Annotated in this window: 26 protein-coding genes and 1 pseudogene; 20 read left to right on the top strand and 7 right to left on the bottom strand. The window is 64.7% G+C overall.

Features of this window, described 5'->3' with window-relative positions; all coding sequences use genetic code 11:
* Positions 1-39 precede the first annotated feature (39 nt).
* Complete coding sequence (gene rplI, locus XI04_RS08000; protein WP_271609723.1) at positions 40-639, top strand: 50S ribosomal protein L9; 600 nt, start codon at positions 40-42, stop codon at positions 637-639.
* 36 nt (positions 640-675) lie between these two features.
* On the opposite strand, the gene XI04_RS07995 is transcribed toward rplI, so the two are convergent.
* From XI04_RS07995 to XI04_RS07985, 3 genes are all read right to left on the bottom strand, one after another.
* The gene (locus XI04_RS07995) at positions 676-1,143 is read right to left on the bottom strand and encodes a PaaI family thioesterase (RefSeq protein ID WP_038946502.1); all 468 of its coding nucleotides are present in this window, start codon (positions 1,141-1,143) and stop codon (positions 676-678) included.
* A gap of 11 nt (positions 1,144-1,154) precedes the next feature.
* Complete coding sequence (locus tag XI04_RS07990; protein ID WP_028145031.1) at positions 1,155-1,751, bottom strand: TetR/AcrR family transcriptional regulator; 597 nt, start codon at positions 1,749-1,751, stop codon at positions 1,155-1,157.
* A 108-nt stretch (positions 1,752-1,859) separates the two neighbouring features.
* The gene (locus tag XI04_RS07985; RefSeq protein ID WP_271611571.1) at positions 1,860-2,813 is read right to left on the bottom strand and encodes a hypothetical protein; all 954 of its coding nucleotides are present in this window, start codon (positions 2,811-2,813) and stop codon (positions 1,860-1,862) included.
* A gap of 279 nt (positions 2,814-3,092) precedes the next feature.
* On the opposite strand from XI04_RS07985, the gene XI04_RS07980 reads away from it, so the two are divergent.
* The 3 genes from XI04_RS07980 (at position 3,093) to alr (ending at position 7,972) form a co-directional block, all read left to right on the top strand.
* A complete protein-coding gene (locus XI04_RS07980; RefSeq protein ID WP_028145033.1) occupies positions 3,093-4,343 on the top strand; it encodes an SAM-dependent methyltransferase in 1,251 nt (416 codons plus the stop codon).
* A 796-nt stretch (positions 4,344-5,139) separates the two neighbouring features.
* Positions 5,140-6,648, top strand: coding sequence for a replicative DNA helicase (locus XI04_RS07975; RefSeq protein WP_028145035.1), 1,509 nt, complete (start codon positions 5,140-5,142; stop codon positions 6,646-6,648).
* Between the two features lie 40 nt (positions 6,649-6,688).
* Positions 6,689-7,972, top strand: a complete 1,284-nt coding sequence (alr, locus tag XI04_RS07970; protein ID WP_442869010.1) for an alanine racemase — start codon at positions 6,689-6,691, stop codon at positions 7,970-7,972.
* Positions 7,973-8,095: 123 nt separating this feature from the next.
* On the opposite strand, the gene XI04_RS07965 is transcribed toward alr, so the two are convergent.
* Complete coding sequence (locus tag XI04_RS07965) at positions 8,096-8,317, bottom strand: cysteine rich repeat-containing protein (RefSeq protein ID WP_028145037.1); 222 nt, start codon at positions 8,315-8,317, stop codon at positions 8,096-8,098.
* Positions 8,318-8,357: 40 nt separating this feature from the next.
* On the opposite strand from XI04_RS07965, the gene XI04_RS07960 reads away from it, so the two are divergent.
* Positions 8,358-9,128 (top strand): exodeoxyribonuclease III, encoded by a 771-nt coding sequence (locus tag XI04_RS07960; protein WP_271609722.1) that lies wholly within the window; start codon positions 8,358-8,360, stop codon positions 9,126-9,128.
* Positions 9,129-9,238: 110 nt separating this feature from the next.
* Here the strand turns inward: XI04_RS07960 and XI04_RS07955 are convergent, their stop codons facing one another.
* The 3 genes from XI04_RS07955 to XI04_RS07945 form a co-directional block, all read right to left on the bottom strand.
* A complete protein-coding gene (locus XI04_RS07955; protein WP_028145039.1) occupies positions 9,239-10,054 on the bottom strand; it encodes a DUF4886 domain-containing protein in 816 nt (271 codons plus the stop codon).
* A 97-nt stretch (positions 10,055-10,151) separates the two neighbouring features.
* Positions 10,152-10,520 (bottom strand): GFA family protein, encoded by a 369-nt coding sequence (locus XI04_RS07950; RefSeq protein WP_038946492.1) that lies wholly within the window; start codon positions 10,518-10,520, stop codon positions 10,152-10,154.
* A 198-nt stretch (positions 10,521-10,718) separates the two neighbouring features.
* Complete coding sequence (locus XI04_RS07945) at positions 10,719-11,495, bottom strand: potassium channel family protein (RefSeq protein WP_038972510.1); 777 nt, start codon at positions 11,493-11,495, stop codon at positions 10,719-10,721.
* 655 nt (positions 11,496-12,150) lie between these two features.
* On the opposite strand from XI04_RS07945, the gene XI04_RS07940 reads away from it, so the two are divergent.
* From XI04_RS07940 to XI04_RS07870, 15 genes and pseudogenes are all read left to right on the top strand, one after another.
* Entirely contained in the window at positions 12,151-12,891 is a 741-nt protein-coding gene (locus XI04_RS07940) for a FadR/GntR family transcriptional regulator (RefSeq protein ID WP_018317590.1), read from the top strand.
* Between the two features lie 48 nt (positions 12,892-12,939).
* Positions 12,940-13,845: pseudogene (locus XI04_RS07935) on the top strand (NAD(P)-dependent oxidoreductase); the annotation flags it as partial.
* Between the two features lie 10 nt (positions 13,846-13,855).
* A complete protein-coding gene (locus tag XI04_RS07930; RefSeq protein ID WP_028145043.1) occupies positions 13,856-14,539 on the top strand; it encodes an amino acid ABC transporter permease in 684 nt (227 codons plus the stop codon).
* Positions 14,540-14,546: 7 nt separating this feature from the next.
* Positions 14,547-15,215: an amino acid ABC transporter permease gene (locus XI04_RS07925; RefSeq protein ID WP_026201880.1), complete on the top strand. Its 669-nt coding sequence runs from the start codon at positions 14,547-14,549 to the stop codon at positions 15,213-15,215.
* Position 15,216: 1 nt separating this feature from the next.
* The gene (locus XI04_RS07920) at positions 15,217-15,972 is read left to right on the top strand and encodes an amino acid ABC transporter ATP-binding protein (RefSeq protein ID WP_028145044.1); all 756 of its coding nucleotides are present in this window, start codon (positions 15,217-15,219) and stop codon (positions 15,970-15,972) included.
* Positions 15,973-15,992: 20 nt separating this feature from the next.
* Positions 15,993-16,787, top strand: a complete 795-nt coding sequence (locus XI04_RS07915) for a transporter substrate-binding domain-containing protein (protein WP_028145045.1) — start codon at positions 15,993-15,995, stop codon at positions 16,785-16,787.
* Between the two features lie 68 nt (positions 16,788-16,855).
* Positions 16,856-17,302, top strand: a complete 447-nt coding sequence (rpiB, locus tag XI04_RS07910) for a ribose 5-phosphate isomerase B (protein ID WP_018317596.1) — start codon at positions 16,856-16,858, stop codon at positions 17,300-17,302.
* Positions 17,303-17,315: 13 nt separating this feature from the next.
* Positions 17,316-18,233, top strand: a complete 918-nt coding sequence (locus tag XI04_RS07905) for a ribokinase (RefSeq protein WP_271609720.1) — start codon at positions 17,316-17,318, stop codon at positions 18,231-18,233.
* A 57-nt stretch (positions 18,234-18,290) separates the two neighbouring features.
* Positions 18,291-19,019: a sulfite exporter TauE/SafE family protein gene (locus XI04_RS07900; protein WP_028145047.1), complete on the top strand. Its 729-nt coding sequence runs from the start codon at positions 18,291-18,293 to the stop codon at positions 19,017-19,019.
* A 16-nt stretch (positions 19,020-19,035) separates the two neighbouring features.
* Positions 19,036-20,484, top strand: a complete 1,449-nt coding sequence (gene radA / locus XI04_RS07895) for a DNA repair protein RadA (protein WP_038946489.1) — start codon at positions 19,036-19,038, stop codon at positions 20,482-20,484.
* A gap of 167 nt (positions 20,485-20,651) precedes the next feature.
* Complete coding sequence (locus XI04_RS07890) at positions 20,652-21,281, top strand: CvpA family protein (RefSeq protein ID WP_028145049.1); 630 nt, start codon at positions 20,652-20,654, stop codon at positions 21,279-21,281.
* Positions 21,282-21,308: 27 nt separating this feature from the next.
* Entirely contained in the window at positions 21,309-22,832 is a 1,524-nt protein-coding gene (gene purF, locus XI04_RS07885) for an amidophosphoribosyltransferase (protein ID WP_028145050.1), read from the top strand.
* Between the two features lie 163 nt (positions 22,833-22,995).
* Positions 22,996-23,736 (top strand): SDR family NAD(P)-dependent oxidoreductase, encoded by a 741-nt coding sequence (locus XI04_RS07880; RefSeq protein WP_038972496.1) that lies wholly within the window; start codon positions 22,996-22,998, stop codon positions 23,734-23,736.
* A 91-nt stretch (positions 23,737-23,827) separates the two neighbouring features.
* On the top strand, positions 23,828-24,970 hold the full coding sequence (locus tag XI04_RS07875; protein WP_038972497.1) for a hypothetical protein: 1,143 nt from the start codon (positions 23,828-23,830) through the stop codon (positions 24,968-24,970).
* A gap of 168 nt (positions 24,971-25,138) precedes the next feature.
* Entirely contained in the window at positions 25,139-26,365 is a 1,227-nt protein-coding gene (locus XI04_RS07870) for an ABC transporter substrate-binding protein (protein WP_028145053.1), read from the top strand.
* Positions 26,366-26,495: the final 130 nt, after the last annotated feature.

The raw sequence follows: 26,495 nt of genomic DNA, 5'->3' as shown, positions 1-26,495 counted from the left end.
AACCGAAACCGTACAGAGCACTTCAAAAGGAGAACGAATATGGAAGTCATTTTGCTGGAACGCGTCAACAAGCTCGGCCAGATGGGCGAAGTCGTGAAGGTTCGCGACGGCTATGCCCGCAATTTCCTGCTCAAGCGCGGCAAGGCATTGCGCGCCACCGCCGACAACAAAGCCAAGTATGACGGCATGAAGGCCGAGCTCGAGGCCCGCAACCTCCAGAGCAAGGGCGAGGCGTCAAAGGTCGCCGAGAAGATCGCGGGCAAGAACATCATCGTGATCCGCCAGGCCTCGGAAGCCGGCCAGCTGTTCGGCTCGGTCAACGTGCGTGACATCGTCGTCGCGTTCGAAGCCGACGGCATCTCGCTGGCCCGCCCGCAGGTCCAGCTCGACGCGCCGATCAAGACCATCGGCAAGCGCTCCATCACCGTTGCCGTCCACCCCGAGGTCGAGGTCGAGATCACCGTCACGGTTGCACGCAGCCAGGACGAGGCCGAGCGCATCAACCGCGGCGAGGACATCTCGACCCGCAACGAGGACCGCGACGCGGCCGCCGAGGCGATCGCAGCCGCCGGCGAGTTCTTCGATCCGGAAGCCGAGCACGACGAAGCCGAGCCCGCACCGGCCGCGGACGAGAAGTAAGCCTCGCATTCATACGCGAAGCGAAGCCCGGTCGCCTCAGGCGGCCGGGCTTTTCGTTTTGACGGCGACGTCCTCGCTCAACATCGCGATCGAGGCCAGCGCCGTCGCCGTGTGCTTCTCGACACCGTCGCTGACGCAGAACACGTCGGCCGCGACCACCGACACCTGGCGGCCCGGCTTGATCACCCGGGCACGACAGATCAGCTTCTCACCGACCGCGGGCGACAACAGGTTGAGCTTGTATTCCGCCGTCAGCGCCGGCTGGCCGCGCGAGGTCGCGGCTGCGATCGTCGTGGCGTTGTCGACCAGGAAGGCGGTGACCCCGCCGTGGAAGAAGCCGTGCTGCTGCAGCAGCTCCGGCCGGCGATCCACAGCAATCGTGCAGGTGCCGCGCGACAATTCCGAGAGCTCGGCGCCGACCAGGTTCATGAAGCCTTGTCGGCCGACATTGGCGTGGATGCGTTCGGCCACAGTGGCGAATTCGGGATCTGCTGCGGCGCTCATGAGGCCTCTCCTTATGTCTTGTTGATGCGTTCGGGCGGCCTCAGCGCACGGCCGGCACAGGCGATCAGCGTGTCAGCCTCGACGCGGGGATCGGCGCGGTCGCGTCCCGACAGGAAGGCGCGGCAGAAGATCTGCGCCGGCCCGATGAGCTGGCTGACGAACATCACCGGCGTCATCGGCAAGAGCTCACCGCTTGCAACCAGCGGCGCGCGCCAGCGCTCGATACCGTCGGCGAGCCGCGCATTCTGCGCGCGCTGGGCGTCGCGAACGTCCTCGCCCCACTCGCTCCGCGAAATCTCGAACAGGTAGCGCGCCTCGCGCCGGCTGGTCGCGACCCAGTCGAGATGGGCCCGGATCAGCCGATCGATGCCCCGCTCCGCATCGGGCACGGGATCGAGCGCCGCCAGCACCGCGGCGTGATAGTGCCGCAAGACCTCCAGGAACAGCGCACCGGCGAGCTCCTTCTTCGAGCCGAAGGCGTGAAAGAAGCTGCCATTGGAGGCGCGGGCCCGGGTGCGGATCGCGGCCACCGTCGCGGCCTCGAATCCGATGCGGTCGAACACGATCAGCCCGGCTGCCAACAGGTCGTTCCGCACGCTCGCCGTCATGGACGCCTCCTAGAGTATTACTCTAGAGCAATACTCTAGACGCGGTCAATGCAATGCGGAGGCCGCGATGAACGCGGCCTCCGCATGTCGATCAAAAACGTCGCTGGCTTAGCGCGAGATGGGCGGCGTTGGCGGACCGGAGGACTCGGCCGGCGCAGCAGGCGGGGCTGCAGCGGTCGCGGGCGGTGCCGGCTGCGGCTTGGCCGCCGGTTCGGAGCTGGCCGCAGGCGGGGCCGGCTTGGGAGCGGCCTCTTCCGCCGGTTTGGGCGCGGCTGGCTCGGCAGGCTTCGCAGCCGGCGCTACCGCCGGGACTGGATCGGGCCGCAGCGCCGGAGCTTCGCTGCCGCGGGGCTCGACCTTGGCGCTGTCAGGCCGGGTCTCAACAGGCTTCTCGGACGCCTTGCCGCTGTCGGGCTTGGCCTCGTCGCGACCGGGCTCGACCTTGGCCGTGTCGGGCTTGGACTCAGGTTTGAACTCGGGCTTGGATTCGCTTTTCTTCTCGTCAGTGGATGGCGCGGCGGCGTCGACCTTCGGCGCCTCCTCGGTGCCGGGCTTGGCGCGGCGCTTGCCCTTGCGTCCCTCGGGCGCAGCCTGTCCCTCGGGCTTCGTGCCCTCCTCGACCGGCCGTGCGGCACGCTTCTGGCGCGCACCTTCCGCTGCGGGAGCCTCGCCGTCCGGCCTGGCCGCGTCCTGGGCGCGCGGGCGGCGGCCCTGATGCTCGGGATTGGTGCTCGCGTCCTTCTCCCTCGCGCCGTCCTTCTTGCCGTCCTTGGCCTGGTAGCGCGTGTCGGTGGCGCCGTTGGAGACGAGATAGGAGGCGAGGATGCCCGCCATGTCCGAGCTCGTGGTGTAGTGCTGGCGCAGGAAGCCCGGCAGCGAGCCCGGCGCGACGGACTTCAGAAGTCCGCGCGGGCTCTTGTGGCACGCATTGCAGGTCTGCGCGAAAAGCTGGGACGGGGTTTTGCCGGCCTCGAGGTTGGTCACCTGCGCAAAAACGGTATCGGCCGCGCCGAAGCCGATCAGAAGCAATACCGTCGCGAGGCTGAGCGCTCGGCTCGACATTCCCATCATCTCCATTGAATTCCGAGAGTTGCAGCCAGCGTGCGGCGCGGCAGCGGTCACCTTTTATCCGATTGAGCCACGAATGGAAGCAGGCACCACGCGCAAGGATGTGATTAAGCGGTTTGCGAATATCGGCTGTGAACTCAGCGCATTAGCGCAGCCGATCCTGCCTCCCTAAATTTGGATGCAAGCGCATAGGAACCGCCGCGTCACCTGGGCGTCAGAAGTGAAGGCCGGGTTAGTCGCATCCCTTCGGGTTCGCTCGAGAGGAAGGTGTCGATGGACCTCTTGTTGCGTAGATTTCTGTCTCAATTCATCCGCCGCGGCACGATGACGGTGACCGGCTCGAGCGGATCGAAGTTCACCGTTGGAGACGGCACTGGCGAACCGGTCGCGGTGCGCTTCGTCACCGCGGAGGCGGAGCGGAAGATCCTCGTCAATCCCGAGCTCGGGCTTGGCGAGGCCTATATGGACCGCGAGTTCATCGTCGAGCGCGGCACCATAGCTGATGCCCTCGCGATCCTGCTCGATCAACCCGACCTATTGCCGCAGTGGGCAAAACCCTGGTGGCGCCTGCGCTATCTGACGCGGCATCTGAAGCAGTTCAATCCGCGCTCGCGCTCCCGCCACAACGTCGCGCATCACTATGATCTCGATGCCCGGCTCTATTCGCTCTTCCTGGACGCCGACAAGCAATATAGCTGCGCCTATTTCGAGACGCAGGACGCGACGCTCGACGACGCGCAGATCGCCAAGAAACGGCACATCGCCGCAAAGCTGCTGGTCAGGCCCGGCCAGCGCGTCCTCGACATCGGCTCCGGCTGGGGTGGGCTCGGGCTCTACCTCGCCGAGATCGCCGCCGCCGACGTCACCGGCGTGACGCTGTCGAGCGAGCAGCTGCAGCTCGCCAACGCGCGCGCGGCCGAAAAGCGCCTGACCGGATCGGCCAGATTCCTGCTCCAGGACTATCGCGACATCGAGGGCCCGTTCGACCGTATCGTCTCCGTTGGCATGCTCGAGCATGTCGGCGCCCGCTTCTACGACACCTACTTCCAACGCTGCGCCGAGCTGTTGGGCGAGAACGGCATCATGCTGCTGCACGCGATCGGCCGTTCGCAGGGCCCGGACTCGACCAATCCCTGGATCGCCAAATACATCTTCCCCGGCGGCTACATCCCGGCGCTGTCGGAGGTGCTGCCGGCGATCGAGCGCGCCGGCCTCCTGGTCTGCGATATCGAGATCCTGCGCCTGCATTACGCGGAAACGCTGAAGGCCTGGCGGGAACGTTTCATGGCGCGGCGCGAGGAGGCCGTGCAGCTCTACGACGAGCGCTTCGCGCTGATGTGGGAATTCTATCTGGCGGCCTGCGAGATGACGTTCCGCAAGCAAGCCATGATGAACTTCCAGATCCAGCTCACCCGGCGCCAGGGCGTGGTGCCGATCACCCGCGACTACATGCCGCGTGAAGAAGCCCGGCTGCGAGCTCGCGAACGCGCGAGCAAGCCCAGACTGAAATTGGCTGGTGAATAGGTCCTAGTCTGGTGAATAGATCCTAGTGACGCAGGGTCGACATCTGGGAGGAGCGGAAACTGGCCGTTAACGCCAGCTGCGCCCTCAGCGCGACCAGGATTTCCGGGGCGACAGGCTGGCGACGTATTTCGGGCCGTTCCGCGTGCTCCATGGCCGCAATCAGCCCCGAGAGCCAAAGCCGGCTACCCGCCTCGCTCCGCCAAATCTGGTGCTGCCGTTCTGGCCGCATCGCCTGCCTCGTTCCCTGTTGACGGATCGCGGGAGACAATTCCCTCCCCCGCCTGCCTGTTCCCGTCTTACCCCCGAAAGATTCCGGGGAGATGTGATCCAATTCACATAAGTCTGGTCGGGCCTGGCTTAGACCGTCGCCATGAGCAAAGAGACCCAAACCTCATTCGACGTGCAGGACGACCTCCGCACCGATTACGCCCTGATCGTTACCGGCGTCGGGGCGGCTCTGGTGGCGCTGGTCTACCTCCTGCTGGTCTGAAGGCGAGCCCAAAGCCGCCAGCGTGCGTCATTTCGCGCGCTTCTGGATTCGTCTGCGCGCCAATCCATTAGGTTCATGCCATAAGGTACATGGTTGCAGGATTTTTCCATGGCGCCGTGGCGGCCACTTCCTGGCCGGGCGAGTTCCGCAAAAATCCGTCAAGCGCGACGCGTGCTGCGAGCGCTAATCATCCACCATTTTAACTGAGCGGTTGATAGCGGTCAGCTTTCGCTTCCGCTTTGCACCGAGGCGGCGCTTTATCCCGGCCCCGCATCCGCCCAAGAAAATTGCTAAGCACGTCCGACCATGGCCCTGACTGATTCGAACGTCCTCAAACTCGCACCCGAGCCCGGCACTCCCGCCTACCGGAGCGCGCCGCATAATATCGAAGCGGAACAGAGCCTTCTGGGCGCGATCCTGGTCAACAATGATGCGTTCTACCGTGTCTCCGACTTCCTCGAGCCGAAGCATTATTTCGAGCCGCTGCACCAGACCATCTACGAGACCGCCGGCAGCCTGATCCGGATGGGCAAGATCGCCACGCCCGTGACGCTGAAGACGTTCCTGCCCGCCGACACCGACGTCGGCGGTATGACCATCGGGCAGTATCTGGCGCGCCTTGCGGCGGAAGCGACCACCATCATCAATGCTCAGGACTACGGCCGCACCATCTATGACCTGGCGCTGCGTCGCGACCTCATCGGCATCGGCGAGGACATGGTCAATGTCGCCTATGACGCCCCGGTCGATTTCGCGCCGCGGGCGCAGATCGAGGACGCCGAGCGCCGCCTCTACGAGCTCGCCGAATCCGGCCGCTATGACGGCGGATTCCAGAAATTCTCGCAGGCGCTGGCGGTCGCGGTCGATCTCGCTGCAAAGGCGTTCCAGCGCGACGGCAAGCTGTCCGGCATCTCGACGGGCATGCGCGATCTCGACACCAAGATGGGTGGCCTGCAGCACTCCGACCTCATCATCGTCGCGGGCCGTCCCGGCATGGGCAAGACCTCGCTGGCGACCAACATCGCCTACAATGTCGCGCAAGCCTATGTTCCGGAACTCCAGGCCGACGGCACCACGAAGGCCGCCAATGGCGGCGTCATCGGCTTCTTCTCCTGCGAAATGTCGTCCGACCAGCTCGCCACGCGTATCGTGGCCGAGCGCACCGGCGTTCCCTCCTCCCACATCCGCCGCGGTGGCATCTCGGAAGCCGATTTCGAAAAGATCCGGGAGGTCTCGATCGAGCTGCAATCGCTGCCTTTCTATGTCGACGCGACCGGCGGCCTGTCGATCGCGCAGCTGATGGCGCGCGCCCGCCGGCTGAAGCGGCAGAAGGGCCTCGATCTGCTCGTGATCGACTACATCCAGCTGCTGTCGGGCTCGGGCAAGCGGAGCGATAATCGCGTGCAGGAAATCACGGAGATCACGACCAGCCTGAAGGCGCTCGCCAAGGAGCTCAACGTTCCGATCATCGCGCTGTCCCAGCTCTCACGCCAGGTCGAATCCCGCGACGACAAACGGCCGCAGCTCTCCGACTTGCGTGAATCCGGATCAATCGAGCAGGACGCCGACGTCGTGCTGTTCGTGTATCGCGAGGAATATTACCTCGCCATGAAGGAACCGCGCCCGGGCACGCCTGAACACGAGAAGTGGCAGCTCGACATGAGTCTTGCGCACGGCAAGGCCGAGGTCATCATCGGCAAGCAGCGCCACGGCCCGACAGGCACCGTTGACTTGGCCTTCGAGGCCTCGATCACGCGGTTCGGCGACCTCGCGCCTGACAGTCAGTTGCCGGCTCGCAGCGGCAACGACTACTGAGTTCCTTGAACAGGACCGGCCTCTTGCGTAAAACGACGCCATGACAATGGCGTCCGACCCGAAAACCATCTCACAATCCGGCCTTCTCTCCGCGGAGGCCAACCAGGCTGCCGCGCTCGCTGCCTATGGCGGCGTGCTGACCGTCGATCTCGACGCCATCATTGCCAATTGGCGCAAGCTCGAGAAGACGGCGGTGCCGGCTGAGTGTTCGGCGGTGATCAAGGCCGACGCCTATGGCTGCGGCGCCGCCGAGGTCGCGCGTGCGCTGAGCAAGGCCGGCTGCAAGACCTTTTTCGTCGCCACCATCGAGGAAGCGCGCAAGGTGCGCGCAGCCGTGCCGGAGCCCACGATCTACGTGCTCGGCGGCTATTTCCAGAATACCGGCGAGCACTACGCCAAGATCAATTGCCGTCCTGTCATCGGCGACCTCAACGAGCTCGCCGAGTGGGACGTGTTCTGCCGCCGCACCGGCTGGACCGGGGGCACGGCCGTTCACATCGACACCGGCATGAACCGGCTCGGCCTGACGCTGTCGGAAGCGCAGGCCATCATCCCCCGCATCAATGCCGGCGATCACGGCATCACGCTGGTGATGAGCCATCTGGTCTCGGCCGAGCAGCTCAACAGCCCGGTGAATGCCAAGCAGCTCGCTTCCTTCCGCGCCATCGCCAGCGAATTCACCGGCGTGCCGGCGGCGCTCGCCAATTCCTCCGGCATCTTCCTCGGCGCGCCCTTCCAGTTCGATATGGTGCGGCCGGGCGCTGCGCTCTACGGCGTCAACCCGACGCCGGAGGCCGACAATCCGATGCAGCCGGTGGTCGACCTCAAGGCGCGCATCGTGCAGATCCGCACTATCGAGCGCGGCGAGACCGTCGGCTATGGCGGCACCTGGACCGCGCGGCGGCCGACAAAGCTCGCGATCATCGCGGTCGGTTATGCCGACGGCTATTTCCGCGCCGCCAGCTCCAATGACGGCACCCGCGGCGCCGAGGTCATCGTCGCCGGCAAGCGCTGCCCCGTCGCCGGCCGCGTCTCCATGGATCTGATCGCGATCGACATCACCGATCTGCCGCCGAATGCAGCGCGGCGCGGCCACATGGTGACGCTGCTCGGCGAGGGCATCACCGTCGACGAGCTCGCGCATCATTTCGGCACCATCGGCTATGAGGTGCTGACCAGCCTCGGCCACCGCTATGCCCGCCTCTACAAGGGCGGCAATGTGGAGGAAACGCTGGTGAAGCCGGAGCCAGCGCAGGCCGCCGAGCAACCGCCCTCCCCGCCGCCAATCGAGCAGCCGGCAGCCCCGCCGCCGCTGCCGGGCTGAACTCTCGTGCCCCGGATGCGGCGTAATGCGCTCCAGAGCCGGGGCCCATCTCTCTACAGCGCACCGTGTCGCTGTCTGGGTCCCGGCTCGCGCTACGCGCGTCCGGGACACGGAAGGGATCGCTTACTTCTTCTTCCTGTTGTCCAGCGCCGCCTTGCAGGTCGCGCTGAGCTGATCGCGCTTGTCGGTGAGGCAGGCGACGACGCGCCCTCCACCCGGCGCGATGCCGGCGCAGAATTTATCATAGTCTGCCTTGCACGCACCGCGCGGGTCGGACGATTGTGCCGACGCGGCCCCGGAGAACGCGAGGGCGACGACGATGGCGGCAAAGTTCAACTTGGACATTTTATCTCCGGGTACGGAAGGCAGGAGCCGGTAGCTCTACATGAAGATCGCGACATTCAACATCAACAACGTCAACCGCCGCCTGCCCAATCTGTTGGCATGGCTGCGCGCGGCAAAGCCCGATGTCGTCGCGCTTCAGGAATTGAAGGCAAGTGATGGCGAATTTCCGGCGGCCGCGATCGAAAAGGCCGGCTATGGCGCGGTGTGGCGCGGACAGAAGACCTGGAACGGTGTCGCGATCCTCGCCCGCAATGCAGAGCCCATTCTGACCCGCGACCGCTTGCCTGGAAAACCCAGCGATCTCGAAGCCCGCTATCTCGAAGCCGCCGTGCGCGGGATCATCGTCACCAGCATCTATCTGCCGAACGGCAATCCGCAACCGGGGCCGAAATTCGACTTCAAGCTCGACTGGTTCGCGCGCCTCAAGCGCCACGCCAAGAGCCTCATCAAGCAGGATCTGCCCGTCGTGCTCGCCGGCGACTACAACGTCGCGCCTGCAGAGGTCGACATCTATCCGACGCGCTCATGGGACAAGGATGCGCTGATCCAGCCGAAGAGCCGGGCAGCCTTTGCTTCGCTCGTCGAGCAAGGCTGGTGCGATGCGATCCGCGAGCTGCATCCGGACCAGCGCATCTACACGTTCTGGGACTACAAGCGGAACCGCTGGCCGCGCGATGCGGGGCTGCGGCTCGATCATCTCCTGCTCAGCCCAGCCCTCGCCCCGCGCCTGGCCAAGGCCGGCGTCGACAAGAATATCCGCGGCGAGGATGGCGCCAGCGATCACGCGCCAGCATGGGTGGTGTTGAAATAGCAGAAGTGCCGTAGGTGGGCAAAGCGAAGCGTGCCCACCAAACTCGTTTACGGAGACAGACGGTGGGCACGGCGCAAGTGCGCCTTTGCCCACCCTGCGATCACCCGAGTTCAGCGCCCATAATAGTCCTGCACCGTGTCCCATGCCGCCTTTTGCAGAAGCTGCGCCGTCCCCGCATCCAGCCCCAAAGTGTAGGCATTGTCGACAGGCGAACGGCCTGTCAACGCGGCAAACGTCACGCATGCCGCAAGATAGGTGCCCGCCGGACTCGGATGCCGCTTGTCCAGCGCATACAGATTGAGCTCCGGCCGCAGCTTGCGCACCCGCGCGAAGGCAAGACCTGCAGGAATGACCAACGCATCGTTGGCATTGCCTGCGATCGTGTAGGCCTCGGCCAACGATTCCGTCATCTCCGGCTTGTCAGCATAGGCCCAGGACATGAACAGCACCGGCCGCATGCCGTGGACGCGAACGATCTCGCTGTCCTTCTTCGCGAAAGTCGCGAACGCGTCCTTCAATTGCGGATGGATCGGGCACTGGCTGCAATCCATCATCACGACGGCGTCGTACTGCCGGCCTGGCTTGTTGAAGATGACGTTGTTCTGCTCGTCGAAGGAATACGCGCCGAGGCCGCCCGGCCGCAGCAGATTGTCCATGTCGTGCCAATCGAGGCCGGAGCCGCCGATCGTCACCATGGTGTTGCGGTACACCGCCTTGTTCGCGGGATCCACAGCCCGCTCCATGAAGGTGAGATGCCCGGGCATGCCGTTGTTGTAGTAGAAGAAGCTGTTGCCGACGAACAGCGCTGCCTTGGGGAAGTCCGGTCCGAGCGAAGTCACCTTCGGCCTGGTCTGCGCCTGGACATTGAAGCCGGCTGCAACGGCGAGACACATTGCGAGCATGACTCGCGCAAAAAGACGCATCATGGCTTCCTCCCCTTTTCTCCAGGGCCGGAACCAAATCAGCTTTTCAAAATGGCCTCAAGAGCGCGAACGTGCAGCGGACATCTGCGCGCATGCATGCTCACCACAAGTTCTTGCCGTCAATCATGTTGACCGGCACCGCCTCCAGATCGAAATCGTCGAACAGGCGCGCATTCACCGCGACCTTGGGATTGTCGAAATCGGGCTTGCCGGTCGACCAGTCCGGCGACTCCGAATAGGTGCCGCAGCCGCAGCTTGCACAGAAATGATGTTTGACGGTGCGGCTACCCCAGAGATAGGTCGCGACATTGTCCGGCGGTGACAGCAGACGAAACTGCGCCGGCGTGTAATAGGCCCACAGCGCGCCGCGCTTGGCGCAGAGCGAGCAGGTGCAGCGCGTCACGCTCGAAGGCACCTCCGTCACCTCGAACACCGTCTCACCGCAATGACAACTTGCCTCGATCGGCATGACCCCTCCCGTTGTGTCAGAACTGGGGCATAGCCAGCCCCTGCTGCCAACATGCTGTCAGCAGCAGGACGCCTCAACCAAAATATGAAAAACAACCCCATGCACAGTAGCCGACCGCTGTCGGATCAATGAGTTACTGATTTCCGCAATTCGACCTGCCTGCCGTCGGGCAAAACACCGGCACGATACCTCGGGGATTCAGATGGCCCCTTCGTCGGGAATATTGAGAACGGTGCCACAGGCCTTGCAATGCACGGCGTCGGCATCGTGCCTCTGGAGCCCGCAAGTCGGGCACGGAAATCGCACCTTGTGGGGACTGAGGAGCGCGCGTGCGAGATTGAAGAACAGCGTCACGCCGAAAATCATGATCACGACGGTGATCAAGCGACCGAGCGTGCCCGGCAGGGTAATGTCGCCAAAGCCGGTCGTTGTCAGCGCCGTGACGGTGAAATACAGGGCATCGGCATAGTTCCGGATCTCATCGTTGCGAAACTTCTGGGTCTCGTAAACGATCCCGGTCATGACGAAGATGAAGACGGCCAGGTTCGTGACGGCGAAGATGACGTCTTCGTTGCGACGGAAGAAGGGAGAATCCATGCGCAACCTCACCAGCATCTGGTAGTCGCGAAGCAGGCCCAACGTTCGCAAGATCCGGAAAAAGCCGCCCGCCTCGCCGGCAAGCGGTGCCAGGAACGATACGATCGCAACCATGTCAGCCCAAGTCGCGAGTTGACTGAATTTTCGAAACGGATGCCGATCGACCAGAAGCCGCGCCGAGAAGTCGGCGAGTAACGTGACGCCGAACAGGACATCGAGCGTTTCAACGATCTCACTGGGCGGCAGGAACGAGGTTGCGATGATGAACAGCACCGTCACGATGTCGAAGGCGAGCAGCGCGTAGCGGAAGCGCACGCCGCTTGGCGTTGCGCCCTCGTAAAGGCGACGGACATTGCTTCTGAGAGAATTGAGAGTCACGGCATCATGATCGCGGTTCGCACGGATGATGGCAACTCGGAGAGCGCGCCGCAAGATCGAACCCGATCGCTGCCATCTTTGGCCGAACAGGAGAAGGGTTGCCAACCCTGAGCGACTGGACGGTGTCCGACACGAAAGCCATGGTTGCGCCAGTTTCGCGATAATTTCTTAGCCCACCTGATCTATTCCGAGATTATTCGCGGTGCGAATTATTCTGATCGCTGCGATGTCGCTCGCCTGCATTGGTGCCGCACAGGCGCAGAACGTGACGTTCAAGCGTTTCCGAAACTCCGACCCGCAATGGGTGTCAGTATCGCTGCGAGGATCGTCCGCTGAGTTGAAGCCGACGCGATCGACATTGTTGCGGATGTCGGATCGGTAACTCGTCGTTGTCGAGAATGAACGTCTTCGTCGAATAGGTGCTGCCAAGGTCGATGTGGAGATAGTCGAGCTTCGCCGTCCAGTTTGCCGCGAGCGCCGCCTCGATGCCGCCCCGACGACCCGATCACGGACTGGGCGATGTCGACATCGACGGCCAAAAGCGGCTCCCGGTGGACTAAGGCCGGAACCGAGGCCGGCTTGAGAGCCGAGCCTCTTGACCTCAGCCCCTTGGTCAGCATACTGGTCTGACCAAGATCAGACCAGCGGGACGGGAATGGAGCTCAAGCGGGCCACCGAAGGCGAAAAAGGGTTCGAGAAGGTGTTCGCCTTCCTGCGCGAACGCCTGCTCGCCGGCTCGCTCAAGCCCGGCGACCGCCTCATCTCGGAACGCGAGCTGGCAACTCTCCTCGGCGTCAGCCGGCCGATCGTCCGCGAGGCACTGCGTGCCCTCACCGTGCTCGGCATCGTCGAGATCCGCGATCGCATCGGCACCGTGGTGACCCGGCCGGACGTGTCGGTGCTGAACGACTTCTTCACCTTCGCGCTCGCCCAGCAGGCGGACATGCTCGACGACGTCATGCAGGCGCGCGTCGCGATCGAATGCCAGGCGATCCGCCTCGCCTGCGAGCGTGCCAACATTGCAGATTTCGAGCGCCTGCAGCGCGCGCTCGCGAAGATCGGCGAGACGATCGACGAGGCCGATGCCGGCGGCATGGCCGATTTCGACTTCCACCGTGCCATCGTCGTCGCCTCGCATTCGGAGACACTGACGGTCCTGCATGGTTCGTTGGCCGGCCTCTTGACCCATTCGCATCGCAGCCGCCGTGAGCTGGTGCAGGCCTTCCCGTCGATGAAGACCTATCTGATCGACGATCACCGCCGCATCTTCGAGGCCGTGATTGCGCGCGACCCGGAGCGGGCGGACGCGACGCTGCGCAAGCATTTCGCCATCGGCGACGAGTACCGGCGGCGCGCCATCGTCGGCGACATCGACAAGACCAGCGCCTCGGGATGATCGCGGCAGCGCGGTCAACCAAGAAGCCAATCAACCAAGAAACGGACTGATTACATGGGACGGAACGACAAGGGCAATGTCGGCTTCATCGGCATCGGCACGATGGGCCGAGAGATGGTGCGCAACTTGCTGATGGCCGGCCACGCAGTTCGCGTGTTCGATCTCGACGAGGCGGCACTGGCCGACAGCGCCAGGGAAGGCGCTGCTCGTGCCAAGAGTCCAGCCGATGCCGCGCAAGGCGCCGACATCGTCATCACCATGCTGCCCGACACGCCCCATGTCGAGGCGACCATTTACGGCGAGCACGGCCTGCTGAAGTCGCCGCCATCAGGCAAGCTCGTCGTCGACATGAGCACGATTTCGCCAGTCGCCGTCCGCCGCATCCATGCCGACCTGCAAAAGATCGGCGTCGGCTTCATCGACGCGCCGGTCTCCGGCGGGCCGGTTGGCGCCAAGAATGCCGCGCTCTCGATCATGGCCGGCGGCGATGCGGACGCCTTTGCGCAGGCCGAGCCGTTCTTCCGTGCGATGGGCACCACCATCACGCATGTCGGCGCGTCCGGCGCCGGCCAGACCGTCAAGCTCTGCAACCAGCTGATCTGCGGCATCAACATCCAGGCGATTTGCGAGGCGCTGGCGCTTGGGCGCGCTTCGGGCCTCGATCTCAATCTGCTGCGCCGGGTTCTGCTCGGTGGCTCCGCGGCCTCCTGGATGCTCGACAAGCTCGGCCCCCAGATGATCGCAGGCGACGTCTCCGCCGGCTTCCGGATCGATCTCCAGCTCAAGGACCTCCGCCTGGTCCAGGAGCACGCGCAGGCGCTCAGCGTGCCGCTCCCCGGCACCGCGCTCGTGACCAGCCAGTATGTCGATGCGCGCGCGCACGGCGAAGGAAGCAACGGCAACCAGGCGCTGTTCCGCGTCTACGACCGCATGACCAACCAGACAACCGGCTGAACGGGTGGCGATGAGCCTTCAACTCGACTTCCCCGCAGTGCTGGAGCGTTGGCCGAGCTTTCTCGCCGGCGCCGTCCTCACGCTGGAGCTTGCCGCCTTCGCGACGGTGCTCGGCGCCCTCCTCGGCACGCTCGCGGCGGTCGGGCGCGGAACGCACAACGCGCTGATATCAGGCGCCTGCAAGGCCTATGTCGAGACCATCCGCAACACGCCGCTCTTGGTTCAGATCTTCCTGGTCTATTTCGGCCTGGCCAGTCTGGGGCTGAAATTCTCCGCTTTCACGGTGGCCGTGGCCGCGCTGACGATCAACGTCGGCGCCTACACCGCCGAGATCATGCGCGCCGGCTTCGAGGCGATCCCGCGGGGACAGATCGAGGCGGCCGAGGGCCTGGCGCTGTCGCGCCTCCAGATCTACTGGCACATCATCCTGCTGCCGGCGATCGAGAAGGTCTATCCGGCGTTGACCAGCCAGTTCGTGCTGCTGATGCTGGCCTCTTCGGTCTGCTCGCAGATCTCGGCCGAGGAGCTCACCGCCGTCGCCAACTACATCCAGTCGGATACGTATCGCGCGTTCGAGACCTACATCATCGTCGCCGTGCTCTACGTCATCCTGTCGCTGGTGATGCGCGCCGGCTTCTGGGGCCTCGGCCTCGTGCTGTTTCCGCGCCGTCGCCGGCTCGGCACGCCGTTGTGAGATGATCATGGGCGGACATCTCAACATCAATCATCTGATGTTCCTCGGCCAGGGCGCGCTGTGGACCATTGGCTTGTCGGTGATCGCGCTGATCGGCGGCGGCATCGTCGGTTTCGTGATCGCGCTCGCGCGGATATCGCCGCTGAAATCGGTGCGGATTGCCAGCGCCGTCTATGTCCAGCTCATCCAGGGCACGCCGCTACTCGTCATCCTGTTCCTCGGCTATTTCGGTCTCGCCGCGATCGGCCTCAAGGTCTCGCCGCTCGCTGCTGCCGGCGCCTCGCTGACGCTGTACGTCGCCGCCTATCTCGGCGAGATCTGGCGCGGCTGCATCCAGTCCGTGCCGAAGCCGCAATGGGAGGCCGCCGAAGGCCTGGCGCTGAGCCGGACCCAGCGCATGATGAAAGTTATCCTGCCGCAGGCCATTCGCATCGCGACGCCGCCCACCGTCGGCTTCATGGTGCAGATCGTCAAGAACACCTCGCTCGCCTCCGTCGTCGGCTTCGTCGAGCTGATGCGCTCGGGGCAGATCGTCAACAACTCGCTGTTCGAGCCCTTCGCCATCTACGCCATCATCGCCGTCATCTATTTCGCCATGTGCTATCCGCTGTCGCTGTTCAGCCAGAGGCTGGAACGGCGGATGGGGCGTGGCAGATCCAACCTCGCGCCGGCCTGACATGCAACAGAACCCCTCCTCCGACTCAATCGTGTCGCTCCGCGACGTGCAAAAGAGCTTTGGCTCGCTCCGGGTCCTCGATGGCGTCAGCTTCGCAGTCGAGCGCGGCGAAGTGCTGGCGCTGATCGGCCGCTCAGGCTCCGGCAAGAGCACGGCGCTGCGCTGCATCGACCGTTTCGAGAAGGTCGACGGCGGCGAGATCGTCGTTTGCGGGCATCGGGTCGACCGTCCCGACGTCGATCTGCGCGCGCTGCGCCAGGACGTCGGTATCGTGTTCCAGAGCTATAATCTGTTTCCACACCTGACGATCGAGCAGAACATCACGCTGGCGCCCTGCGCCGTGAAGGGCCTGGCGAATTCGCAGGCCAAGGACCTCGCGCGCAAGGTGCTGGCGCAGGTCGGGCTCGAAGAGAAGCTGCACGCCTATCCCGAGCAATTGTCGGGCGGCCAGCAGCAGCGCGCCGCGATCGCGCGCTCGCTCGCCATGCAGCCGAAGGTGATGCTGTTCGACGAGGTCACCTCTGCGCTCGACCCCGAACTCACCGCCGAAGTACTGAAGGTGATCGAGCAGCTGGCGGCGGACGGCATGACCATGGTGATGGTCACGCACGAGATGGGCTTTGCCAAGGGCATCGCCGACCGGATCGTGTTCATGCATCGCGGCAAGGTTCACGAGACCGGCCCCGCCTCGATCCTGACATCGCCGACGACGCCGGAGCTCACGCAATTCGTGGGCACCGGAAATCTAAAATCATAACAGGGAGAGGAGAACTAGGGATGACCAACAAGACACTGCTGGGGACCGCCGCCGCGCTGCTCGGCCTCGTCATTTTGTCCGCCACGCCGGCATCGGCCGACCTGCTCGACGACGTGATGAAGGCCAAGAAGATTCGCATTTCAACCGATCTTGCGATTCCGCCCTCGGGCATGATGGATTCCAGCATGAAGCCGACCGGCTCCGACGTCGAGGTGGCTCAGTTGCTCGCCAAGGACTGGGGCCTCGAGCTCGAATTCATCCAGACCACCGGCGCGACCCGCATCCCGAACGTCTTGACCGGCAAGGCCGACATCATCATCTCGACCCTGTCGGTGACGCCCGAGCGCGCCAAGGTCATCGACTTCACCAAGCGCTATGCGACGCTGCAGTCCGACGTCGGCTGCCTCAAGTCGATGAACGTCAAGGACTGGCCCGACCTGAAAGGCAAGACCATCGGCGTCTCGCGCGGGACCACGCAGGATACCACCCTGTCCAACATGAAGGACAAGGAGCTGACGATCGCCCGCTATGACGACGACGCCACGGAAGTCACGGCGGCCGTCTCCGGTCAGGTCGATTGCGTCGGCACGTCGGCCACGATCATCAACCAGATCGGCGTCAAGAATCCCGCCCGCATCTTCGAGTCGAAGATTCCGCTCGCAACCTTCGACCTAGCCATCGGCCTGAAGAAAGGCGAGCAGCGCCTGATGGACAAGCTCAACGGCTGGATCACCGAGAACGTCAAGAACGGCAAGCTCAACGCGATCTACAAGAAATTCCACGGAGTCGAGCTGCCGCCCGACATGCGTAGCTGAACGAAAGAGAAGCCGTGACAGCCGCTTTCCGGCTGTCACGGTCAATGAAAAATCAAGAAGGACACCACATGCGTCTCGTCATCGGATCCGACCACGCCGGCTGGCCGCTCAAGCAGACCGTTATCGACCACATCCGCAAGCTCGGCCACGACATCGTCGATGTCGGCTCCCATGACGACAAGCCGGTGGACTTCCCCGACATCGCGCGGGCCGTGGCGCAGAAGGTGACGTCGGGCGAAGCCGCACGCGGCATCATGGTGTGCGGCACCGGCGTCGGCGCCTCGATCGCGGCCAACAAGATGAAGGGCATCCGCGCCGCGGTCTGTCACGACGTTCATTCCGCCCATCAGAGCGTCGAGCACGACGACGTCAACGTCATGTGCATCGGCGCGCAGATCGTCGGCGCCTGGCTCGCCGTGGATCTCGTCTCGTCCTACCTCTCCGCGGAATTCTCGACCGACGAGGATTTCCGCCGTCGGGTCGAGAAACTGCGCGTCATGGACGAGCAAGGCTGAGGGCCTCTCCACCATGATCCTGGTGTTCGGGTCGCTCAACATCGACCTCGTCGCGAAGGTCCCGATCATTCCAGGCCCCGGCCGGACGGTGCTCGCGCCGTCCTACCAGACGCATTTCGGCGGCAAGGGCGCCAACCAGGCCGTTGCCGCCGCGCGGATCGCGGGACCGGGACAAGTCCGGATGGCGGGCCGCGTCGGCCGGGACGGGTTTGGCAACAGCGCGATCGAGAACCTCCGGGCCAACGAAGTCGACACCGGCCTCGTCGTCGGGGCCGACGAGCCGACCGGCTGCGCCTTTATCACGGTCGACCAGGCCGGCGAGAATGCGATCACGGTCGCAAGCGGCGCCAACATGGCCGCGAATGCCGGGGATCTCCCGGCCAGGCTGTTTGGTCCCGACACGGTGCTGGTGCTTCAGATGGAAGTGCCCTTCGCGCAGGCGCTCGAGGCTGCGCGCAGGACGACATTGGCCGCCGGCACCGTCGTCTGGAATCTCGCGCCCGTCCCGGAGAGGATGACCCGCGAGATGGTGACAAAGCTTCTTGCCGTGACCGACCATCTCCTCGTCAACGAGCACGAGGCGCTGGACGCCGCCGGCGCCATCGACCTCGCTACGTCCAGTTACGAGGCCGCTGCCGCGGACCTCGCCAGGGCCGGCGACCTCACCTGCATCGTGACCGCCGGTGCGCAAGGCGCGCTGGCCGTGGCGGCCGACGGCACCCGCCTGCGTGCGCCCGCCCCGTGCATCACGCCGGTGGACACGACCGGCGCTGGCGACACCTTTGTCGGCGCGTTTGCGGCCATGCTCGGTGAAGGCGCGTCGCTGCCGCGTGCGCTCGAGGTGAGCTGCGAAGCCGCCGCATTGAAATGTCTCAAGGCCGGCGCCCAGACCGGCATGCCGATGCGTAGCGCAATAGGTTCCCTCGCCTAGCACGAATCGCCCATATCGCTGCCCGCGGCTAAACTCTCCCGATTCGTGGAGAGCGTTTTGGCCTTCCTCTTCGTCCTCATCGTCGGCCTCGTCGCCGGCACCATTTCAGGCATCGTGGGCACCGGCTCGTCGATCATGCTGATGCCGGTGCTGGTCTATGCCTATGGGCCGAAGGAAGCGGTGCCGATCATGGCGGTCGCGTCCGTGATGGCGAACTTTTCGCGGATCCTGGCCTGGTGGCGAGAGGTCGACTGGCGGGCCTGCGCGGCCTATTCGGTCACGGGCATTCCGGCCGCCGTGCTCGGCGCACGGACGCTGCTGGCGCTGCCTTCTCATGCGGTGGACCTCGCCATCGGCATATTCCTGATCGCGATGGTGCCGGTGCGGCACTGGCTGGCGCGGCACGACCTCAAGGCCAATCTCTGGCATCTGGCGATCGGCGGCGCCGTGATCGGCTATCTCACCGGCATCGTGGTCTCGACCGGCCCGCTCAGCGTGCCGCTGTTCCTGTTCTACGGACTCAGCAAGGGCGCTTTCCTCGCCACCGAGGCGGCCTCCTCGCTCGGCCTCTACTTCGCGAAATCGGTGACCTTCGAGCGTTTCGGCGCGCTGACCGGCGATGTCTTCATGAAGGGCCTGATCGCGGGTGCCTCGCTGATGTCGGGCGCCTTCATCGCAAAACGCTTCGTGCTGCACCTGAAGCCGGACGTGTTCCGCCTGCTGATGGACGCGATCATGGTCGCGGCCGGGCTCTCCATGCTATGGAACGCGACGCAATCTCCCTGAGCACGATTGACGCCCCATGGCCAAGAACACGCTTTCCTTCGTCTGCCAGAACTGCGGCGCGGCCTATAACCGCTGGCAGGGCAAGTGCGAATCCTGCGGCGAGTGGAATACGCTTGCCGAGGAGGACACCAGCGGCAGCATCCCCGTCTCGATCCGCTCCAAGCGTAAGGGACGGACGTTTGCGCTGGAGAGCCTGTCGGGGAAAACCCAGGATGCGCCGCGCCTGTCCTCAGGGATGACCGAGCTCGACCGCGTCACCGGCGGCGGCTTCGTGCGCGGCTCGGTGCTGCTGGTCGGCGGCGATCCCGGCATCGGCAAGTCGACATTGCTGACGCAGGCCACCAGCATGATGGCACGCGCCGGCCACCGCATCGTCTACATCTCCGGCGAAGAAGCCGTCGCGCAGGTGCGCCTGCGCGCCGAACGGCTCGGGCTGTCCGATGCGCCGGTGCAGCTCGCCGCCGAGACCTCGGTCGAGGACATCGTCTCGACGCTGTCCGAGGGCGCGGTCCCGCGGTTGATCGTGATCGATTCGATCCAGACGATGTGGACCGACACGGTGGAATCCGCGCCGGGTACGGTGACCCAGGTGCGCGCCTCGGCGCAGGCGCTGATCCGCTTTGCGAAGAAAACCGGTGCGGCCATCATCCTGGTCGGCCATGTCACCAAGGACGGCCAGATTGCCGGCCCCCGCGTGGTCGAGCACATGGTCGACGCCGTGCTGTCGTTCGAGGGCGAAGGCTCGCAGCAGTTCCGCATCCTGCGCGCCGTGAAGAACCGTTTCGGCCCGACCGACGAGATCGGCGTGTTCGAAATGACGGGCCTTGGCCTGCGCGAGGTCACCAATCCCTCCGAGCTGTTCCTGTCCGAGCGTGATCTCGGCACGCCCGGCACCGCAGTGTTCGCGGGCATCGAGGGCACGCGGCCCGTCCTGGTCGAATTGCAGGCGCTGGTGGCGCCGACCTCGCTCGGCACCCCGCGACGGGCCGTGGTGGGCTGGGATCAGAGTCGGCTCTCGATGGTGCTGGCGGTGCTGGAGGCCCATTGCGGGGTCAAGCTGTCGGGCCACGACGTCTATCTGAACGTGGCGGGAGGCCTGCGCATCCACGAGCCCGCGGCCGACATGGCCGCCGCGGCCGCGCTGGTGTCCTCCCTGGTTAACGCGCAGTTACCCACGGATGCGGTCTATTTCGGCGAGATTTCACTTTCTGGCGTGATCCGGCCGGTGGCGCAGACCCCGGCCCGGCTCAAGGAGGCGGTCAAGCTGGGCTTCAAGCGCGCCGTGCTGCCCGAATCGGCCCGAGGCGGGGATGCCGGCGGTGACGCCGGACTGTCCCTGAACGCGGTCAACAGCCTGACGACATTGGTCGCAGAGATTGCCGCCAAGGGCTCGCGCCGGGGCGAATCGAACGCGCCGGCAGAGAAAAATGCCACACCGGCAAGATTCCGCCGTGGAGAGGGTTAGGTGGAGGTGACGCCGGAGGCCCCCGCCGCTATACAGCCGTCACAAAAGCAGCATGGGATTGCGTGGTTGCGGCCTTGCCGGGAACGCCGTCTGCCCCTCTTTTAGGGCAGCGGCCAAACACCGATTCGCTAGAGCACCTTCGACGTACGAGCGGACCAGACCAGCCGATGCCAGTAACACTCCTCGACCTGATCCTGCTCGGTGTGATGCTGATCTCGGGCCTGCTCGCGATGGTCCGCGGCTTCATGCGCGAAATCCTGTCGATCGCGGCCTGGGGCGCTGCGGCGATCGTGACGCTGTACTCCTTCTCGAAGCTGCTGCCGACCGCCAAGAGCTATTTCAACAACGATACCGTCGCGAGCGTGGTCGTCGTCGCCGGCGTTTTCGTCGGCACCCTGGTCGTGGTCTCCGTGATCACGGTCCGGATCTCCGACATGATCCTGGATTCCAGGATCGGCGCGCTGGACCGCACCCTCGGCTTCCTGTTTGGCCTGGCTCGCGGGCTTTTGATCGTCGTGGTCGCCTTCCTGTTCTTCACCTGGCTGGTTCCGGACAAGCAGCGCCCGGACTGGGTGACGGGGGCCAAATCCCGCGTTGTGCTCCAGGGAACCGGGGATTGGCTAATGGCCCTCTTGCCTGACGACCCCGAGAACACCATCTTGAAGAGATTCAAGAAAAACAAACCAGATGATGATCAAGCTGAATCCGAGCAGCAGCCTTCGGGCAGTGGCGACGGATACAGTAAACCTGCTCGTGACAGTTTGAAGAAACTGATCGAGAAACCTGCGGCGCGTTGATTGCCCTTAAAGAGAGGCGCGGACGAGATGCGACACCCTGACCAGGACGCCCAACTTGATCTCGATCCAAACGCCGGCCCAAGCCCGGCCGCTCTAGAGGTTCAGGACGACCTGGAGGGAGATACGCTGCGCGAGGAATGCGGCGTCTTCGGCATCTATGGTCACCCGGACGCCGCCGCCATCACCGCGCTTGGTCTGCACGCCCTTCAGCACCGCGGCCAGGAAGCCGCCGGCATCGTCTCCTACGACGGCAGCCGCTTCCACAGTGAACGCCGCCTCGGCCTCGTCGGCGACACCTTCTCCCGCCGCGAAGTAATCGACCGCCTCCCCGGCAATATGGCCGTCGGCCATGTCCGCTACTCCACCACCGGCGCCACCATCCTGCGCAACGTGCAGCCGCTGTTCGCCGAGCTCAATGCCGGCGGTCTGGCGGTCGCCCATAACGGCAACCTCACCAACGGCCTGACGCTGCGCCGCGAGCTGGTGCGCCACGGCGCCATGATGCAGTCGACCACCGACACCGAGGTGATCCTGCATCTGGTCGCGCGCTCCAGGCGCAGCCGCTTCATCGAGCGCTACATCGACGCGCTGCGCGAGATCGAGGGGGCCTATGCGCTGGTCTCGCTCACCAACAAGAAGCTGGTCGGCGCGCGCGATCCGCGCGGCATCCGTCCCCTGGTGCTCGGCGAGCTCGACGGCTGCCCGATCCTGACCTCGGAGACCTGCGCGCTCGACATCATCGGCGCGCGCTTCATCCGCGACATCGAGCCGGGCGAAGTCATCGTGTTCGACGAGAACGGCCAGGACATCCACAAGCCGTTCCCGCCGATGGCGCCGCGTCCCTGCATCTTCGAATACATCTATTTCGCCCGCCCGGACTCCATCGTCCACGGCCGCTCGGTCTACGAGGTCCGCAAGGCCTTCGGTGCGCAGCTCGCGCGCGAGAGCCACGTGCCGATCGACGTCGTCGTGCCGGTGCCGGATTCCGGCGTGCCCGCCGCGGTCGGCTACAGCCAGCATTCGGGCGTGCCGTTCGAGCTCGGCATCATCCGCAACCACTATGTCGGCCGCACCTTCATCCAGCCGACGCAGGCGATCCGCGAATCCGGCGTGCGCATGAAGCATTCGGCCAACCGCGCCGCGATCGAAGGCAAGCGCATCATCCTGATCGACGACTCGCTGGTGCGCGGCACCACCTCGAAGAAGATCGTGCGCATGATGCGCGATGCCGGCGCCAAGGAAGTGCACTTCCGCCTCGCTTCGCCGCCGATCCTCTATCCCGATTATTACGGCATCGACCTGCCCGACCGCGGCGGCCTCCTGGCCGCGACGCATTCGCTGGAGGAGATGCGCGAGATCATCGGCGCCGACTCGCTCGCCTTCCTGTCGATCGACGGCATGTACCGCGCCATGGGCGAGCCCGGCCGCGACCCGGCCAATCCGAAGTTCTCGGATCATTGTTTTACCGGCGCCTATCCGACTCACCTCACCGACCAGACCCAGACCGAGCAGCAGCCCCGGCAGCTGTCCCTGCTGGCTGAGGCGAGCTGACGGCGTAGTCGTCATCCCGGGGCGATGCGAAGCATCGAGCCCGGGATCTCGAGATTCCCCGATGCGCGATTGCGCATCTGAGGTCTGGTGCTTCGCACCATCCCGGAAATGACAGATGCGGATGGGGGCTTGTCCCGGCCATCCACGCCTGTAAAACCCCGCCATGACAAAACTCCTCGCTGATCGCATTGCTCTCGTCACCGGCGCCTCGCGCGGCATCGGCTATGCCGCAGCAATCGCGCTCGCCAAAGCCGGCGCGCATATCGTGGCGGTGGCGCGCACGCAAGGCGGGATCGAGGAGCTCGATGACGAGATCCGGAAGATCGGCGGCAGCGCCACCCTGGTGCCGCTCAACCTCACCGATTCCGACGGCATCGCGCGGCTCGGCGCCGGCCTGCACGAGCGCTATGGCAAGCTCGACATCCTCGTCGGCAATGCCGGCGTGCTCGGCCCCTCCTCGCCGATCGGCCATATCGAGCTGAAGACCTTCACCGACGTGATGGCCGTGAACGTCTCCGCCAACTTCCAGCTGATCCGCTGCATGGAGCCGCTGCTGAAGCAGTCGGATGCGGGCCGCGCCGTGTTCATCACCTCGGGCGCCGCCAACAAGGCGACCGCCTATGTCAGCCCCTACGCAGCGTCCAAGGCCGCGCTGGAGACGCTGGCGCGCGCCTGGGCGCAGGAGACCGCGAACACGAAGCTCCGCGTCAACCTGTTCAACCCCGGCCCGGTCCGCACCCGCATGCGCGCCACGCTGATGCCGGGCGAAGACCCCGCGACGCTCGACACGCCCGAGCAGGTCGCCGAATTCATCGTGCCGATGTGCGCGCCTGACTGGACCGAGACCGGCAAGTTCTATGACTACAAGACCCGCAACCTGATGAGCTTCCGCTCGCCTGCGTAATTTCCTTGCCTGATTGACTCGCCTGCCTCCCCGCGATTGACTGCCCGCGCGCAAGCGGCAGCAAGCCGCACGCCAAAAAAGGGAGGTTGCCATGGCGCCATGGCATGATCGCGCAGGCTTTGCGTCTGCGCTCGCACGTCACGCACTCTCCATTCTGATCGCAGCCGTCGCGCTCGCGTCTCCGGTTGCATCGAATGCCGGCGACGTCCCGACCTTCGCGGTCGATCCCTCCTGGCCGAAGCAGCTGCCCAACAACTGGATCCTCGGCCAGGTCGGCGGCATCACGATCGACTGGCAGGGCCATATCTGGGTGATCCATCGCCCGCGCTCGCTCACCGACGACGAGAAAGGCGCAAGCCTCACTCCGCCGCGCTCGAAATGCTGCGTGTCGGCGCCGCCCGTGCTCGAGTTCGACGCCGACGGCAATCTGCTGCGGTCCTGGGGCGGTCCCGGCCAGGGCTATGAATGGGTCGGCCGCGAGCACGGCATCGAGGTCGACGAGCGCGGCTTCGTCTGGGTCGGCGGCAATGCCGACAACGACAACGCCATTTTGAAGTTCACGCTCGACGGCAAGTTCGTCGCCCAGATCGGCAAGTTCGCCCCGAGCCTCGGCAGCAACGACACGACGCAGCTCGGCAAGCCCGCCGAGACCGCACTCGACAAGGAGGCGAACGAAATCTACGTCGCCGACGGCTACGGCAACCGCCGTGTCATCGTGTTCGATGCGACGACGCTGGCCTACAAGCGACACTGGGGGGCCTACGGCAACAAGCCCGACGACGCCAAGCAGGCGCCCTACGATCCCAAGGCGCAGGTCGCGCAGCAATTCGGCAACCCGGTCCACTGCGTGAAGCTTGCCAATGACGGCCTCGTCTATGTCTGCGACCGCATCAACAACCGTATCCAGGTGTTCAGGAAGGACGGCAGCTTCGTGAAGGAGTTCTTCTTCGAGAAGAACACACTCGGCAACGGCGCGGTGTGGGACGTCGCGATCTGGCCCGATCCGAAGCAGACCTATCTGCTCAGCGCCGATGGCGAGAACAACGAGATCAGGGTCATCAAGCGCGAAGATGGTAGCGTGGTCGGCAGCTTCGGGCACAACGGCCGCAACGCCGGTCAATTCCACTGGGTGCATGCCATGGCGATCGACGCGAGGGGTAACGTCTATACCGCCGAGGTCGATACCGGAAAGCGCATCCAGAAATTCAAGCTGACATCGGACGCGCTCAAATAGCGTCTCAACGCATTTTGCCCAAAAGTTAACCGAAGGATGACGCTACGACGCAGCGTCATCCGGCTTTAGGCGCATTGCCGCCGGCCCTGGGAAAGGCTAGAGCCAATCAGCCGGAACAAGGCTTCGCAAGAGAGCCGTCCGCATATTTGACAAGGGAGGAAACCTTTTATGACGACGACGTTCGCGCGCCGCTCCGCGGCCCTTCTGGCCTGTGCCGCCTTCGGTTTTGCAACATCCGCCTACGCGCAGGACAAGACCGTCAAGATCGGCGTGCTCAACGACATGTCGAGCCTCTATGCCGACATCGGCGGCCCCAACTCCGTGGTTGCGATCAAGATGGCGGTCGAGGATTCCGGCCTGCTCAAGAAGGGCTGGAAGATCGACGTCATCAGCGGCGATCACCAGAACAAGCCCGACGTCGGCGTCAACATCGCCCGGCAGTGGATCGACAACGAGAAGGTCGACGCGATCGCCGACACGCCGAACTCCGGTGTCGCCCTGGCGGTCAGCAACCTTGTCAAGGAAAAGAATGCGGTGCTGCTGAATTCCGGCGCCGCCTCCGCCGACCTCACCGGCAAGGCCTGCACGCCGAACACGATCTCCTACACCTATGACACCTACATGCTGGCCAACGGCACCGGCAAGGCGCTGACCAAGGCCGGCGGCGACAGCTGGTTCTTCCTGACTGCGGATTATGCCTTCGGCCACGCGCTCGAACGCGACACCACGGCGGTCGTGACCGCGAACGGCGGCAAGGTGCTCGGCAGCGTCAAGCATCCGATCAATACCGCGGACTTCTCATCCTTCCTGCTGCAGGCGCAATCCTCCAAGTCCAAGGTGGTAGGCCTTGCCAACGCCGGCGGCGACACCACGAACTCGATCAAGCAGGCGGCCGAATTCGGCATCGTCTCCGCCGGCCAGAAGCTCGCGGCCCTGCTGCTGTTCATCAACGACGTGCATTCGCTGGGCCTCAAGACCGCCCAGGGCCTGACCTTCACCGAATCGTTCTACTGGGACCTGAACGACAAGACCCGCGAATGGTCCAAGCGTTTCTCGGCGCTGGCCAGCAAGAACGCGATGCCCTCGATGACGCAGGCCGGCAACTACGCGATGGTGCTGCACTATCTGAAGGCGATGGACGCACTCGGCGGCAATCCGCATGACGGCGCCAAGGTCGTCGCCAAGATGAAGGAGCTGCCGACCGACGATCCGCTGTTCGGCAACGGTCCGCTGCGCCAGGACGGCCGCCGCCTCATCCCCGCTTACCTGTTCGAGGTGAAGAAGCCCGAGGAGTCGAAGGGGCCGTGGGACTATTACAAGCAGATCGCCACGATCTCGGCGGAAGACGCGGCCAAGCCGCTCAAGGACAGCGACTGCCCGCTGGTGAAGAAGTGACCGCGTAGCGGTCATCCCGGGATGGTGCGCAAGCACCCGACCCGGGATCTCGAGATTCCGGGTTCGATGCTTCGCATCGCCCCGGAATGACGAAGGAACAACTGCCGTAGGGTGGGCAAAGCGAAGCGTG

Source organism: Bradyrhizobium sp. CCBAU 11430, from assembly GCF_028128855.1.
Classification (GTDB): domain Bacteria; phylum Pseudomonadota; class Alphaproteobacteria; order Rhizobiales; family Xanthobacteraceae; genus Bradyrhizobium; species Bradyrhizobium ottawaense.
Note: the sequence above shows the minus strand (reverse complement) of the source record. Positions and strands in the feature narration are given on the sequence as shown.